Source organism: Flavobacterium sp. (assembly GCF_034111225.1).
Lineage (GTDB): Bacteria > Bacteroidota > Bacteroidia > Flavobacteriales > Flavobacteriaceae > Flavobacterium.
Window position 1 is genome coordinate 106,523 of sequence record NZ_JAWUXR010000011.1, and the last position, 14,305, is coordinate 120,827.

Here is a 14,305-nt window from a genome sequence, read left to right on the forward strand (position 1 = left end):
AAAATTATACTTCTTCAATACTATAAAGCTGCGGAATTTCACTCTCCCAACCGTAGGTTTCTTTGATGCCTTTTCGTAATGCTTCTGCACCTTCTTTTTCGCCGTGTACTATAAAGATTCTCTCTGGTTTGTTTTTTATTTTACTCATCCAATCTATAAGTTCTTTATGGTCTGCATGAGCTGATAATCCTTCAATTTCAGCTACTTGCATATGAAAAGGCACCCATTTTCCATACACTTTTAATTCTTTTTCACCTTCTAATATTTTTCTTCCACGAGTTCCTTCCGCTTGATATCCAACAAAAAGTAAAGTGTTATTTGGGTTTTGGGCCTGAGTTTCAAGATAGTTGAGCATTCGTCCTCCTGTAAGCATTCCACTTCCTGCAATCACAATTTTTGGTTTATTATCAGCACGTAATTCTAATGTTTCCCGATAACTTTTTACGACCGTAAAGTGCGAGCACATCTCATCACATTCATTGTCCTCCAATCTATGCCAATCCCTTGTATGGTGAAAGAGTTCCAAAACATTAGCTCCCATTGGGCTATCCATAATCATTTGTACTTTTGGTATTTTATTTTCTTTGAGTAATTTCCAAAAAATCAACATCATTAGTTGCGCTCTTTCAACTGAAAAGCTTGGAATGAATAAACTCCCTCCGTTATTAATGGTTTCATTTACTAATTTTTCTATTTGTGGAATAGCTTCGATTTCATCTGGATGAAATCGTCCTCCATATGTTGATTCTATGAACAGAACATCCGCTTTTTTAGGTTTGAGTGGTGGGTAAAGTAATAAGTCATTAATTCTTCCTATATCGCCTGAAAAGACAAAGCGTTTACCATTTATATCTAATTCTATGTAAGTAGCTCCTAAAATGTGCCCATTGTACTGAAAACGTGCTTTGATACCATCGAATAAAAAAATCCATTGTGCTTGTGGGATAGCTTTAAAATGTGGGATTGTAACTTCAACATCTTTTAAACCATATAGCGGCTCAGCTGGATTGTGTTTTGAATAACCTTCCTTATTGGCACGTTCTGCTTCCTGTTCTTGAATTTTCGCACTGTCATTCAAAATTATTTTTACAATGTCCAATGTGGGATTGGTACCGTAAATGGGACCTTTGAATCCTTGATTTACCAACCTTGGCAGGTAGCCCGTGTGGTCTAAATGACCGTGAGTAAGCAATACCATATCAATTTCTGAAACATCCACAGGTAAATGTTCCCAGTTTTTAAGTCGTAACTCCTTGAGACCTTGGAAAAGGCCACAGTCTATTAATATCTTTCTATCTCCTGTATCCACTAAATATTTTGAACCTGTTACGGTTCCTGCTGCACCTAAAAAGTGAATGTTTATTTTGTTATTTTTCATTTGTCCATACTATTTAATGATTATTACATAGTTCATTTGAATCGTCTAAAATATTTTTATGCCTAGCTTTTGGCACTCCTACTTGTTCTAGTATGTTAGGGTTTTGGTGAAGTTCTTTGCAAAGCACAATGCCTGTGCTCAACAACTTTGCTTTTTCGGCTTTAGTCAGCGTTGTTAATGCCGTTAAAGGATGTAGCCCCAACTTATCTATTCTGTCTTTTAAACCGTTTCCTATTGGGTAATCCCAACTTGAGAGTTGTAACCCAACACAGTTGCTGTACTGAATGGCATCGGTAGTAAATCGTGTATTGGTATATACCCAACCTTGGTGGAGTTTTGATTCGTGACCTGTTTGAAGTTCCCACTTTGCTTTTACATCTAAAAATCTTGACTGGATATACAATGGAATTTTTACATCACAGAATCTACCTTGGCTGCTGTGGTATTTGCATTCAATCATAAAATGGTTATTGTCTTTTTGTGCTATCACATCTACTTCGTGCTGCACACAATTACCCTGCACAATGACACCTACTTGGGTTTTAAAGCCTTCGTGATCCAGTATCTTTCCCACAAATTTTTCAAAAGGAAATCCTGTAGGTCCCAATTCCATTAAGGCCTTTTTTAGCTTGTATTTTGAAGCACTAACCCTCGATTTACTCTTTAGCATCTTGAAGGCCATTTGATATATTTTTTTAGTGGTAATGCCTTCATAAATTTGATTTTCAACTTGCGACACTATTTGTTGAATCAATTCTTCTGTTGCTTGGGAACGTCTCAATGAATTGATAAGTTTTTCAACTTTAAACGGAACAGTTTCTCCAGAATATTTTACTATGTTTATTGTGTTTTCCATTTTTAAATATGTAAGGTCATTACTGGCAATGTGCTGTGATTTGTTACACCTTCAACTATGCTTTTAGAGAATAAACTTAAAAAACCGGTTTTAACATGTGTTACCATTGCAATTAAATCTACTGGTTGTTGCTCTATGAATTTATTAATACCTACCTCTACTGATTCCTCATTATAGACTGCTTTTGAATAATTTTCAAAATCCGGAAATTTTTTCAATAGTAAATCGATATTTGTTAAGCTACTTTCAATACTATTAAAATCTGTTTTTGTATTTATTTGTAATAAATGAATTCGAGCATCACATTTGTTGGCTATGGCTATTACCTTTTTAAAAGCATCGGTTATGTCTTCTTTTAGTTTATCCAGTTTTACCCAATCTACGGGTGTTTTCAGTAAATGTAAAAAGTGTATTTCCGAATTATATAATTTAGCCATTGCTATGCCAAGTTGCGCTGCTTTAATGCAGTTATTGGAAAAATTGGTGGGTACGAGTATATTTTTCATTTTGAATTATTTTTCTTTATAAATCAATCTATGGTAACTTCATTTCCTGAAACTTTGCGCTTTTCAAAGCAATCCAGATTATATATGGTAGTTTCGGCAATATTGGTCAATGCTGTTTCGGTTAAAAAAGCCTGATGACTGGTTATTAAAACATTGTTGAAGGTCATAAGTCGTGCAATCACATCATCTAATAAAATGTCTTCGGAATGGTCTTCAAAAAACAATCCTTCTTCTTCTTCATAAACATCCATGCCGAAATAGCCGATCTTTTTAGTCTTTAGACCACCGATAACTGCTTTAGTATCGACTAAAGCGCCACGACTGGTATTGATAAGCATTACACCATATTTCATATTCTCAATACATAATTTATTAATAATATGTTTGGTTTGTTCATTCAAAGGAACGTGCAATGTGATAATATCGGATTGTCTACATAATGACTTACAATCTGTGTATTCAACTTGGTATTTTTGTTTTATTTCCTCATTTTCCTGTATGTCAAAAGCCAGTATTCTACAACCAAAACCATGTAGAATTTTAACCATAACAGCTCCAATTTTACCAGTTCCTATAATACCAACAGTCTTTCCATTAAGGTCAAAACCTGTTAATCCATTCAATGAAAAATTCTGTTCGTGAACTCTATTATTAGCTTTAATTAATTTTCTGTTTAAAGCCAATATTAAAGCAATGGCATGTTCTGCAATAGCATAAGGAGAATATGCCGGAACGCGAACAACTTTAATCCCAAATTTTGCAGCTTGTTCTAAATCAACATGATTAAAACCCGCTGAACGCAAAGCAATATTTTTAATTCCAAAAATACTTAATTGCTTTAGTACCTCTGCTGAAGCATCATCACCAGTAAATATACTCACTGTTATAGAACCTTTTGCAAGTATAGCTGTTTCTTTAGTTAAGCGAGTCTCAAGCATTTTTAGTTCATGCTTTCCATTATTGGCTTTGATAAGATATGGCGCTTCAAATTTATGTGTACTAAATATGGTTGTTTTCATTTTCTTTTTTCATTTTTAAATAATTCATTAAAGTTTTGAAGATGTTATGCAACTGTGATACTATTATCTAAATATACACTCTGTACCGTATGCAACAATTCTATACCTTCTTTAAAAGTTTTTTGAAACGCTTTTCTCCCTAATATTAGACCAGAACCACCAGCACGCTTATTGATTACTGCGGTCGTAATGGCTTCAACCAAATCTGATTCGCCTTTAGAACCACCCCCCGAATTGATTAACCCAATTTTACCCATAAAACAATTTGCAACTTGTAATCTACATAAATCGATAGGGTGGGTAGTAGTTAGTGTTTTGTACATTTCATCATCATATTTCCCAAAACCAATATTTTTAAACCCAAAATTATTTGTTGGAAGTTTCTGTTTGATGATATCTGCTTGTATTGTAACCCCTAAATGATTGGCTTGTCCAGTTAAATCAGCTGATGCATGATAATCTTCTTTATCTGTTTTAAAGGCATCATTTCGAAGGTAACACCATAAAATGGTCGCCATTCCTAAATTGTGGGCTTCTTCAAAAGCTTCGGCTATTTCTTTGAGTTGTCTGTTACTTTCATTCGAACCAAAATAGATGGTTGCACCAACTGCAACTGCACCCATATCCCAAGCGGCTTTTACTTTTCCAAATAGTGTTTGGTCATATTTGTTTGGATAAGTCAGTAGTTCATTATGATTAATTTTTACAATGAAAGGAATTTTGTGTGCATATTTTCTAGCATTAAGACCAAGTACACCAAAAGTTGATGCTACACCATTGCAACCAGCTTCAATAGCTAATTTTATAATATTTTCTGGATCAAAATAATCAGGATTTTTATAAAATGAAAAAGCTGCACTATGCTCAATACCTTGGTCAACTGGAAGAATACTTAAATAACCTGTTTTACCTAAATTTCCATGGTTGTATAATTGAGAAAGACTACGAAGAACTTGAGGACTTCTATTTGATTGAATAAAAATATTATCCAGACTCCTTTTTGAAGGATTTTGTAATTCATCCTTGGTTATTTTTTCACAAACATGGTCTAAATAAAATGTCGCTTTTTTTCCTAGAATTTCGGTTATACTTTCGGTTGCTTTCATTTTTATAGTGTTTAACTAATTCCTAAACTTATATTGGTTTTCGTAATGGATTTTTGAGCATCCGTTTCAATTCCTGTGAGTGCACGAATGGCATCAATAGTTTCAGGAATAACAATAGCTTGGTTATCTACTACGTAGGCATAGAAAAGTTCATCGCCCACTACTTTTAGCATATCCTCCCAAAGAGCTACTTCGTACATATCTCCCCATGGTCTTCCCATATCCAGAAACATTTCCTTAATGGTATTGTTAGAAACCAATCCTTGGTCGTAGCGAATTAATTTAATACGACTTGATGTTTTGAAAGCTGTTAGTACTTCTTCTTTAGTTGTGCTTTTTTTTAACTTTACATTCCAATAGTGCATGTGGCTTAAGGTTTCCGGAACTTTTACCGCAACGGTAATTACATCTAAGTCTGGGTCTACACTTTTTGCATCAGGCCCTTGATGACTTGGAATTTCCTTTTCGGGCACCATTGTATTCATTATACCTCCTAAATGACTTTCCCATGGGTCTGTAGCTCTTCTTAATAATGTACCTCTTGCATACTCCAATAAACCCGCTTTTTTTAAGGTAGTTAATGTCCTTAAAATGGAAGTGGTATTACATGAAACAACTCTTGTTGCCTCTAAATTTAATGCTGATTGGTAATTATTTTCGGCACTAAAGGAATGACCAGTAGTTTCGTGTTTTTCGCCACCTTGTAAAATGAATTTTATTTTTTGGGCTTTGTATATTATTACATTTTGTGCTGCAATTTTTTTTGGTGTACAATCTACAACGAGATCTGACTTTTCTAAAAGCAACTGCATATCTCCTTTTACAGTGATTCCTACTGCTTCCATGTTATCTGCAGCTTCAGTTGTTGCTGCATATATATCATACTCTTTTCTTACAGCATTTTGAATACGCCAATCGCTAATGATATCACAAACTCCTGAAAGTTTCATGTCGTCTTGTTTATTTATGGCATCAGCCACTCTTTTTCCTATTACACCATAGCCTATAACTGCAATATTTTTCATGTCTAATTATTTAAAATATTTGTATGAGCTTCCTCTTTTTATATTTTAAATCAGATAGGAAACCTGTTTTAATAATGAATTATTTTTTTACTTTAATTTGAATATTATAAAATACTCCAATACAAGCCCCTATAAGCCAACCTAAAATAAATGTTTGAATAATCCCAAAGAAAGCTTCTAAAAGAGGCACATCCATTCTTATAATATTCCTAGTATCTAGTCCGTGTAACAAGCTGTTAAAAAAAGTAATGGTTCCTTCTTTTCCTGAAGTTGCCATTACAATCATACAGCCGAGATAAAGAAAGGCAGCTGTTAGACCGAATGCAAAACCAAGCTTTTTTACGTTTAATTGATACATAGTATTGGGATTTTAAGTTATTTGCCCGCGTTTAAAATCTTTTTCGATTCTTCAAATTCTTCCTTTGTAATTTCTCCTTTAGCAAAGCGTTTTTTTAAAATATCGAGTGGTGAATCTTTTTTTGCTCTTTGCCCAGGAATACTCCATGGTGTTGCAAAATCCATATGATTAATACCATCCATATAATCCACCATATAAGGTGCATTCCTCCATAATGTGCTTCGTAATTGTGCATAATCTTTATGTAATCGTACTAAAAAGCTACTTTCTTGAATCAGGGTTTTCAAAAATAATCACTACTGTTTTCATCTAAATCTATTTTTAATTAATGATTGTTTTTATTGAATTTCTCCCTGTTTTTCGTTGATTGCTTTTATTGTCCATTTTTTAGAATCATTCCAGATAGCAATCAGGTTATCAGAAATAAACTTGGAGGTAATTACAGGTTTGTTTTTCACATTCTGATTGGCGAGTGTAATGTGTATAGGTTCTTCCATTAAATATTGACCTATTTCACCATTCTTATCAATAACTACTTCGAAGTAATCGTAACTCACCACATCCTTCATCAATTCATTCGTACCCAATTTTTCTTTGACCAATTTTAATACAATAGCTGCATTTTTATTGAAATTGGTAGCATTTAGAAACTGAGGTTCAATAACTGTCTTTCCAAATTTATCTATGTATCCGAAATATGAGATACCCGCTTTTTCGTTGTAGATGAGACACCTTTCATTACTGAAAATTGGGTAATTATCATTGCTTGTTTCGGTGGAAACCAAATCATCCCTAAAATTGATGACTATAGTACCTTTTTCGTCCATAAACCCCCAACTATTCCCTTTTTTGACCGCAGAAACACCATTGTGAAAGGGTGAGATATAATCTATATTTTCTGCAATATTTTTAATGATTTCACTCTTTGTTTCAGGATTTTTAAGCTTTGTTTTTAAATCGCTTTTTTGATCGCAACTGTTTAAGCTTAAGAGTCCGATTACCGAAAAAATAATTACTAGTGTTTTCATGTTATTTGATTTTAATTAATTTAAAAATGCCATTTGACTTGTTGGCTAAGAGCATGGTCTAAATAGGGTTTATAAATTTCTAATTACTTTTTGAAGCCTTTCTCTAATTTCTATTGCAATTTCCCCAAGTGCTGCGTTTTCTACCGCTTTCATAGATGCTGCAGGATCAACCGCTGAAACTTCTACCTGACCTTTTACTTTCTCTTGAACAATTACATTACAAGGCAACATTGTTCCTATTTTATCTTCTGCCAATAGTGCTTTGTATGCAAAATGCGGATTACAGGCGCCAAGAATGGTGTAATTGTAAAAATCCACATCTAATTTCTTTTTCAATGTTTCTTTTAGGTCAATTTCTGTTAATATACCAAATCCCTCAGCTTTAAGCGCTTCTGTAACTTTTTGAATGGCATTTTCGAAACTGTCTGTAATTGTTTTACTGAAATAATATTCCATGATTTTTAAATTTTATTTTTTAGAGTTTAACATTTGTTTATTTCTTACTATTCCACTTTGGACTTTCTGCCCTTTGTGAATAGGATTTCTAGAAAATCCATTTGATTTTCCATCTTCAGGTATTTTATCTATTTCGTCCTTTGTATTTAAAAAAGATCAATACAAGCACAATCGGTATTAGTATCCATAACCACATCATCATAATTTTATAGTTTAATAGTTAATAAATGTTTTTATTTTTAGTTACCCCAATCACCAGGAAGGAAATTATTGCTTTTCATTTTTCATTTTCTTCATCATCTCTTCCATCATTGCTGGGTTTTCTCTCATTTTTTCTTTCATTTTTTCTTTCATTTCCTCTTGCATATCTTTGTTTTCTTGCATTCTCTGCATCAACATTATTCTTCCTTCAGGACTTTCCATCATTTTATCTAGCATCTTCGCCTGCATTTTTTCTTTCATTTCAGGATTCTCTTCCATCATTTTATCCATGTGCATTTTCATCTTTTGCTTCATTTCAGGGTTTTTCTCCATCATCATTTTCATGTTTCCAGATTCCATCATTTTCATGTGGTTTTGCATCATTATCTTTTTTGCTTCTTCATCTTGCTGAGCCAGATCTATAAATTCTTTAAATTGGCTTGGGTTTGAAATTATTTCCTGATAAACTGCAGTTCGATTACCCTGAACACCCATTGTTTCAGAGGCATTAAATGTTGATTTACAGCTAATCATTGTACCTACTGTTATGATAATTATTACTGTTTTTACAATTGTTTTCATTTTTTTTATTTTAATATTAATAAATCCGTTATACTTAGTTTATTTGTTTTTTTAATATTTTAGTGTTTGTTATTCTTTTTTAACTCTTCTTGATTATGAAGTGAGTGATTATCATGTCGATGCGATCCATGAGGCATAAACAGGTGACAGGCAAACATAAAAAGGATGAAAAGGAAAAGTGAGGAACTACTTCCTATACCAAGAGTAGGTGCTAAAAAAATGAACAGTAATGGTAGGACACAACCTAAAACCATCCAAATCCAGTGATTATTTTTCATAGTGTGCTGATTTATAATACTACTAAAGGTATTTAATACTATCTTAAATCAGCTACACAATTTTCGTTAAAACCTATATAATTTCATCGTATTGATTTAGTTTTGATTCATCAATAACTAATTCTCCAAGCTCTTCTTTAATTACTTCTAAGCAACGATTACAGGCCATGATTTTGATAAATAGTTTCATATTTTTAACTTCTTGAAATCTATTTTTCAGTGATATTATTTTTGCTTCCTTTCGTTATTCTTCCCTAATAGGTAAATCCCTTAATTGGAATTGGAAAAATAAAATCTACTAAAACACTATGATGTGCTTGAGACACATGTTCTTTAAATGTTCTCATGCTATGATGCAGGGCAGCACGATCTTTATCACCTAACTTCAATACCAACTTTTCAAGATTCGATAATTCGTATTTGATAGCTGATTCCCTGCTGTTTTTTTCTTTTGGCAACGCATTATCAAGTTGGCTGATATTGTTTTCAAAAACAGCATCGGCTTCCTCATAAAATCCAATAAGCAGTTCATCTGCGGAATAGGTTTTTATATGTGAAAATTTTATAGCTTCTTTTTTTTCAGCCTCATCCATTTTGCCATCAACATTGGCGGCAAGCAGGGATATATAGACTGGAAATTTAAGTAAAGCTTTATTTTCTGATTCGGTAAGATTTTTGAAATGTTCCATATTTTCATGTAGTGTTATAATTAATAAACCATTTATTAGGAAAAGCAATATCAGCTGTTTTTTTAAAAAGGGTCTGAAAGCCCACTAACACGTATCAATTTTTTATTTACAAACTCGTCAATACCGAGTTCAGAAAGTTCTCTACCGTAACTCGAATTCTTCGTTCCACCAAACGGTAAGTTCGCTTGTGTCCATGTGGGGGGGGTGATTAATGAATACCGTACCTGTATCAATCTGATCCGCTACTCTTTTTCCACGTTCGATGTCCTGTGTAAATACAGAACCTCCCAAACCAAAAGAGGCATAAATAGGCGACAAGCAAACATAAAAATGATGAAAAGGAAAAGTGAATGACTGCTTCCTATACCAAAAGTAGGTGTTAAAAAGATGAATAGTAATGGTAGAACACGGCCTAAAACTATCCATATCCAGTGATTATTTTTCATAGTGTGCTGATTTATAATACTAATAAAGGTATTTAATACTATTTTAAATCAGTTACACAATTATCGTTAAAATCTATATAATTTCATCGTAATGATTTCGTTTTGAATCATCATAATTTTTATATTCTGTCATACTCATTCCAACAACTTCTTTAAATTGTCTTGATAAATGGTTGACATTATTATAATCCAATAAATATCCTATTTCAGAAAAAGTATGTTGTTTCAATTGAATTAACTCTTTGACTTTTTCAATTTTTAATCGAATGAAGTATTTTTCAATTGTAATTTTTTCTGAATGCGAGAATAGTTTACTTAATGATTTATATTCGTGATTGAGTTCTGTACTCAAAGCTTGTGATAAATTAATTATAGAATCTAAGGGTAGTTCTTCTATTTTATTAAATAGAAAATGTTTGATTTTTTCGACAAGATTTTCTTCTGAACTATGAATTATTTCAAAATGATTAGCATGTAATACTTTTTCAATTTGAAAGATAATCTCATCATGATTACCATTTGTATCATCAACAACTAATTCACCAAGTTCGATTGATGTAACTTTTACACCAAGACTTTCAAGTTCTTGTTTAATCACTTTTACGCAGCGACTACAGACCATGTTTTTGATAAATAGTTTCATGATTTTTTATTTTTTTCTTCTAAAGATATTGCCTTTTGAAAGGTAACTTCACCCTACTCAACAGATAGAAAGTTAAGTCCGAGTTTTTCTAACTCAGACTTAACTACTAGAATACATCGGTTACAAAGCCTCTTTTTGATGTATAACTTTGTCATAGATTTATTCTTTTTCTACAACAACTAAATCCATTCCGCATTTTGGGCATTCTCCAGCTTTGTCATACGTTTTATCGCCTTCACATTTCATAGGACAATAATACATTGCAGCTGTTTCTTCCATTTTAGAATGGTCGTGACCTTCATGTGAATCCATTTGCATTTCTTCGTTATGCATTGTATCCTCATGGTGTTCATGCTCTTTATTATCTTTACAAGATACTGTTAAGCTTAATAAAGCTACTGCTAAAATTCCGATTACTTTTTTCATGTGTTTATATTTATTGATTATTATTATTATTATTATTATTATTAGTCATATCTAATTGCTTCGCCTGTTCGCTTCGCTCGGGTCCTATCATAATTTGTATTTATTGCCTACTCTGATCCGTTTTCGGCTTACCTGCTTATTTATTAAATTGTTGAAGTTTATTATTATTGACAACATTTTCTTTTCTATTCATTTTCTTTTCTATATAAAAACCATTTCTCCCCTATAAATATCAATAGTAATAAAACAGCCGCAATGATAATAAGCAACATATCACTCTGTATTTTCATCCATATAAAAGCCGTCAAAACAGTTGCATCAAGCGCAATTGTGATCAAAAGTAAAGAACCGTTTGCTTTGATTTTTTTTCGTAAATGTTTATAAACACCCCATTGGACAATAATATCCATAATCAGATAAAAGATAGCTCCTAAAGAAGCTATCCTGCTGAGGTCAAAAAATATGGTTAATGTAATAGCTATAACAATTGTATAAACTAACATATGCTGTTGAAGGTTACCAGGCATTCCGAAATGCTTATGGGGTATCAGTTTTATTTCGGTAAGCATTGCAGTCATCCTAGAAATGGCGAATACATTGGCTAAAACGCTTGATACAGTTGCAACGATGGCAAGGCCTACTGTAAACCAAAGCCCATATTTACCAAAAGCAGGTTTTGCTGCTTCTGCTAAAGAGAAATCTTTTGCCTCTATAATTTTCGGTACGGACAGGTTGGCCGATACTGCAAATGCTACCAATAAATATACTATTGTACAGATAACAAGCGAAATCAGAATAGCTCTACCCACATTTTTGTGAGGCTTTACAATTTCTGCACCACTATTGGTTATGGTAGTAAATCCTGCATACGCTAAAATAGCAAGGGCAAGGGCTCCCAGATAACTTGCTATTGAAAAGCCTCCCGAAATTTCTTCAGGAATGGCTTTGCCAAAAGAAAATCCAGCTACCCAAAGCCCACCGATTGCAAAAATGGCTATCCCACCAATCTTGAGAATAGCCATGGTAAAAGAAATTTTTTCGATGACCTTATTTCCTGCGATATTGATTAAAAAAGTAACTACAAGTAACAATACACCCAGCAATGGTATCCAGAAATCGTTTTGACTTCCTTCAAATAATTGCATGGTATAAGACCCGAAAGTACGTGCTACCAGACTTTGATTAATTACCATTGCAAAAGCCATTAAAAGAGCCGCCACTGCCGTTATGGCGCCTTTACCATAAGCCTTCATTAAATACATGGCTATACCACCCGCGGAAGGATAAGCATTTGACATTTTTACATAGGCATATGCACTACATCCTGAAATTAGCGCTCCGACTATAAAGACAATAGGAAATAATGACCCAGATAATTCAGCCACCTGACCTAGAAGAGCAAAAATGGCTGCACCAATCATAACACCGGTGCCGAGTGCAACTGCCCCTTTAAGCGTTATACTGTTTTTTTTATACTGTTTCATTATTTAATTCGCTTTTTTTATGATCTTAAAATTTATAAAGATTTGTAATTTATTTTACGGTTTCCTTTACTTCTCCACATTTTAGCATAGATGCACCAAAATATGGATTTACTACTTTATTTTCTTTACTTAACCAATTTGCTCCTTTATCATTATTAGCCATAGGACAAAATTGCACGTAAGCACTTTTATTTAAAGGATTAAAAGCTTTTGTCATGGCTATCATTACATTTGAGATAGGTTCAAAAGACATTCTCAATTCATTAATGTTTTTTATATGTGTAGCATGAAGCGTATTTTTTTTAAGTTCTGTCTGATAATTCATCCATACTTTATGAGATTCTCCTTTAAATATACTCATATTTATTTTACCGAGTGTTTTTTCAAATTCTAAAAGGGCTTTTTTAGCGGAATTAAAATCATCTTTTGTTAAGGCATCTTTAAACTCAAAATAATTTTTATATAAGCCTTGTAAACTTTTTTTAGCTTCAGCACTAATAGTTGTTTTATCTTCTTTTAAAACTACTTTTTTATCTTCGCTCATTACCATAGTTGCATCTCCATGATTGTGACCTGTTTTTACTTTACCCCCTTCTAAATTCATCATACTTGGTTTTCCTGCTAATTGTGCTGCAGCATCTACATTAAAAGTACCATTTGCTACTATTTCTTCGCCAACTTCTAAACCTTCTTCAATTATGTAATCATTTCCTAATAAAGGTCCTAAAGTAACTTCTCTTAATTTGAATGAAATTCCTTTATCTGTTTCATTTTTAATGTACACAATTGATCGTTTACCTGTCCACATTACCGCTGATTTAGGAACACTTAAAGTTGCTTTATTTCCAACTATTTTAGTTTTTAAAGTCCCTGAAACAAACATTTCTGGCTTAAATTTTAAACCAGAATTACTTACTTCAACTCTTGCTTTTGCAATTCTTGTCATTGGATTTATAAATGGGTCAATAAATGTAATTGCCCCTGAAAATGTTTTGCCGGGAAAAGAAGCAACTGTGTAGTTTACTTTATCTCCTTTTTTAACCCAGCTCAAATCCGATTCGTAAATTTCAAAAAGCACCCAGACGGTTGATAAATCTGCAACATCATATAAGGTTTGCCCTTTTTGAATATAATCTCCTAATTCTACATTTTTCTTGATTATATATCCTGAAACATCCGCGTAAATAGGGAATTTATCTTGTGTTTTTCCTGAAGAAATAATACTATTAATAGTAGCATCCGAAACTTTCCAGTTTTTTAGTTTTGTTTTTACGGATTCTAATAATTGAGGTTGTATATCCTTAACACTGTATGCTTCAATTAGCTCTTGTTGTGCACTCGCTAAATCTGGAGAATACACATAAGCTACCACTTGTCCTTTCTTTACATATTCGCCTACAAAAGAAACTTGGATTTTTTCAATACGCCCTGGTATATGTGAAGATTGACTATAAACTGTCTTTTCATTCACTTCAATTTTTCCATTCAATGCTATTTCTTTTACACCATCGGTATTTCCTACTTTGTAGGTAGAGATTCCAGCAATAATCATAGCTGATTCAGACATACTAATTGCATCTGGGTCGATACTATCATCTCCAGATTCCAATGAAATTAAGTCCATTCCACATATAGGGCAATCACCAGGCTCTGGTTGTCTAATTTGTGGATGCATAGAACATGTCCAAACCTCTACTTTTGAAGTGACTTCTGTTTTTTGTTCTTCTTCTTTAGAGTCTCCTCCAAAAAACAATGCGCCTAATAGAATACCTACAACTAATGTAAGCCCTAGTAATATTTTAGTTTTTTTATCTATGTTCATGA

General features: G+C 32.9%; 16 protein-coding genes and 1 pseudogene. All 17 read right to left on the reverse strand.

Going from position 1 to position 14,305, the window contains the following annotated elements:
* Positions 1-4 precede the first annotated feature (4 nt).
* The 17 genes and pseudogenes from UXY25_RS05715 to UXY25_RS05795 all read right to left on the reverse strand — a co-directional run bounded on the left by UXY25_RS05715 (position 5) and on the right by UXY25_RS05795 (position 14,303).
* Complete coding sequence (locus UXY25_RS05715) at positions 5-1,378, reverse strand: MBL fold metallo-hydrolase (protein WP_320815046.1); 1,374 nt, start codon at positions 1,376-1,378, stop codon at positions 5-7.
* Positions 1,379-1,391: 13 nt separating this feature from the next.
* Positions 1,392-2,234: an ATP cone domain-containing protein gene (locus UXY25_RS05720; protein WP_320815047.1), complete on the reverse strand. Its 843-nt coding sequence runs from the start codon at positions 2,232-2,234 to the stop codon at positions 1,392-1,394.
* Positions 2,235-2,236: 2 nt separating this feature from the next.
* A complete protein-coding gene (locus tag UXY25_RS05725) occupies positions 2,237-2,740 on the reverse strand; it encodes a universal stress protein (RefSeq protein WP_320815048.1) in 504 nt (167 codons plus the stop codon).
* A 23-nt stretch (positions 2,741-2,763) separates the two neighbouring features.
* Positions 2,764-3,759, reverse strand: a complete 996-nt coding sequence (locus UXY25_RS05730; RefSeq protein ID WP_320815049.1) for a 2-hydroxyacid dehydrogenase — start codon at positions 3,757-3,759, stop codon at positions 2,764-2,766.
* 44 nt (positions 3,760-3,803) lie between these two features.
* Positions 3,804-4,865, reverse strand: a complete 1,062-nt coding sequence (locus tag UXY25_RS05735; protein ID WP_320815050.1) for a class I fructose-bisphosphate aldolase — start codon at positions 4,863-4,865, stop codon at positions 3,804-3,806.
* A gap of 11 nt (positions 4,866-4,876) precedes the next feature.
* The gene (locus UXY25_RS05740; protein ID WP_320815051.1) at positions 4,877-5,890 is read right to left on the reverse strand and encodes a type II glyceraldehyde-3-phosphate dehydrogenase; all 1,014 of its coding nucleotides are present in this window, start codon (positions 5,888-5,890) and stop codon (positions 4,877-4,879) included.
* Positions 5,891-5,969: 79 nt separating this feature from the next.
* Positions 5,970-6,248 carry a DUF5676 family membrane protein gene (locus tag UXY25_RS05745; RefSeq protein WP_320815052.1) on the reverse strand — a complete coding sequence of 93 codons (279 nt, stop codon included), beginning with the start codon at positions 6,246-6,248 and terminating at the stop codon, positions 5,970-5,972.
* A gap of 17 nt (positions 6,249-6,265) precedes the next feature.
* The gene (locus tag UXY25_RS05750; protein WP_320815053.1) at positions 6,266-6,535 is read right to left on the reverse strand and encodes an SHOCT domain-containing protein; all 270 of its coding nucleotides are present in this window, start codon (positions 6,533-6,535) and stop codon (positions 6,266-6,268) included.
* A 51-nt stretch (positions 6,536-6,586) separates the two neighbouring features.
* A complete protein-coding gene (locus UXY25_RS05755) occupies positions 6,587-7,276 on the reverse strand; it encodes a WG repeat-containing protein (RefSeq protein ID WP_320815054.1) in 690 nt (229 codons plus the stop codon).
* A 69-nt stretch (positions 7,277-7,345) separates the two neighbouring features.
* Positions 7,346-7,732: a DUF302 domain-containing protein gene (locus tag UXY25_RS05760; protein WP_320815055.1), complete on the reverse strand. Its 387-nt coding sequence runs from the start codon at positions 7,730-7,732 to the stop codon at positions 7,346-7,348.
* 267 nt (positions 7,733-7,999) lie between these two features.
* The gene (locus UXY25_RS05765; protein WP_320815056.1) at positions 8,000-8,515 is read right to left on the reverse strand and encodes a hypothetical protein; all 516 of its coding nucleotides are present in this window, start codon (positions 8,513-8,515) and stop codon (positions 8,000-8,002) included.
* A 532-nt stretch (positions 8,516-9,047) separates the two neighbouring features.
* Positions 9,048-9,482 carry a hypothetical protein gene (locus UXY25_RS05770; RefSeq protein ID WP_320815057.1) on the reverse strand — a complete coding sequence of 145 codons (435 nt, stop codon included), beginning with the start codon at positions 9,480-9,482 and terminating at the stop codon, positions 9,048-9,050.
* A 141-nt stretch (positions 9,483-9,623) separates the two neighbouring features.
* Positions 9,624-9,908: an aldehyde dehydrogenase family protein gene (locus tag UXY25_RS05775; RefSeq protein WP_320815058.1), complete on the reverse strand. Its 285-nt coding sequence runs from the start codon at positions 9,906-9,908 to the stop codon at positions 9,624-9,626.
* Positions 9,909-10,001: 93 nt separating this feature from the next.
* Complete coding sequence (locus UXY25_RS05780; protein WP_320815059.1) at positions 10,002-10,571, reverse strand: AraC family transcriptional regulator; 570 nt, start codon at positions 10,569-10,571, stop codon at positions 10,002-10,004.
* A gap of 177 nt (positions 10,572-10,748) precedes the next feature.
* Positions 10,749-10,829 (reverse strand): annotated as a pseudogene (locus tag UXY25_RS11910) (heavy metal-binding domain-containing protein); the annotation flags it as partial.
* 353 nt (positions 10,830-11,182) lie between these two features.
* Positions 11,183-12,481: an APC family permease gene (locus UXY25_RS05790; RefSeq protein ID WP_320815061.1), complete on the reverse strand. Its 1,299-nt coding sequence runs from the start codon at positions 12,479-12,481 to the stop codon at positions 11,183-11,185.
* 49 nt (positions 12,482-12,530) lie between these two features.
* Positions 12,531-14,303, reverse strand: coding sequence for an efflux RND transporter periplasmic adaptor subunit (locus tag UXY25_RS05795; protein WP_320815062.1), 1,773 nt, complete (start codon positions 14,301-14,303; stop codon positions 12,531-12,533).
* Positions 14,304-14,305: the final 2 nt, after the last annotated feature.

Coding starts and splice junctions, on each gene's coding strand:
- UXY25_RS05715 (WP_320815046.1), bottom strand. CDS start 1,378: ATGAAAAATAACAAAATAAACATTCACTTTTTAGGTGCAGCAGGAACC.
- UXY25_RS05720 (WP_320815047.1), bottom strand. CDS start 2,234: ATGGAAAACACAATAAACATAGTAAAATATTCTGGAGAAACTGTTCCG.
- UXY25_RS05725 (WP_320815048.1), bottom strand. CDS start 2,740: ATGAAAAATATACTCGTACCCACCAATTTTTCCAATAACTGCATTAAA.
- UXY25_RS05730 (WP_320815049.1), bottom strand. CDS start 3,759: ATGAAAACAACCATATTTAGTACACATAAATTTGAAGCGCCATATCTT.
- UXY25_RS05735 (WP_320815050.1), bottom strand. CDS start 4,865: ATGAAAGCAACCGAAAGTATAACCGAAATTCTAGGAAAAAAAGCGACA.
- UXY25_RS05740 (WP_320815051.1), bottom strand. CDS start 5,890: ATGAAAAATATTGCAGTTATAGGCTATGGTGTAATAGGAAAAAGAGTG.
- UXY25_RS05745 (WP_320815052.1), bottom strand. CDS start 6,248: ATGTATCAATTAAACGTAAAAAAGCTTGGTTTTGCATTCGGTCTAACA.
- UXY25_RS05755 (WP_320815054.1), bottom strand. CDS start 7,276: ATGAAAACACTAGTAATTATTTTTTCGGTAATCGGACTCTTAAGCTTA.
- UXY25_RS05760 (WP_320815055.1), bottom strand. CDS start 7,732: ATGGAATATTATTTCAGTAAAACAATTACAGACAGTTTCGAAAATGCC.
- UXY25_RS05765 (WP_320815056.1), bottom strand. CDS start 8,515: ATGAAAACAATTGTAAAAACAGTAATAATTATCATAACAGTAGGTACA.
- UXY25_RS05770 (WP_320815057.1), bottom strand. CDS start 9,482: ATGGAACATTTCAAAAATCTTACCGAATCAGAAAATAAAGCTTTACTT.
- UXY25_RS05775 (WP_320815058.1), bottom strand. CDS start 9,908: ATGGATAGTTTTAGGCCGTGTTCTACCATTACTATTCATCTTTTTAAC.
- UXY25_RS05780 (WP_320815059.1), bottom strand. CDS start 10,571: ATGAAACTATTTATCAAAAACATGGTCTGTAGTCGCTGCGTAAAAGTG.
- UXY25_RS05790 (WP_320815061.1), bottom strand. CDS start 12,481: ATGAAACAGTATAAAAAAAACAGTATAACGCTTAAAGGGGCAGTTGCA.
- UXY25_RS05795 (WP_320815062.1), bottom strand. CDS start 14,303: ATGAACATAGATAAAAAAACTAAAATATTACTAGGGCTTACATTAGTT.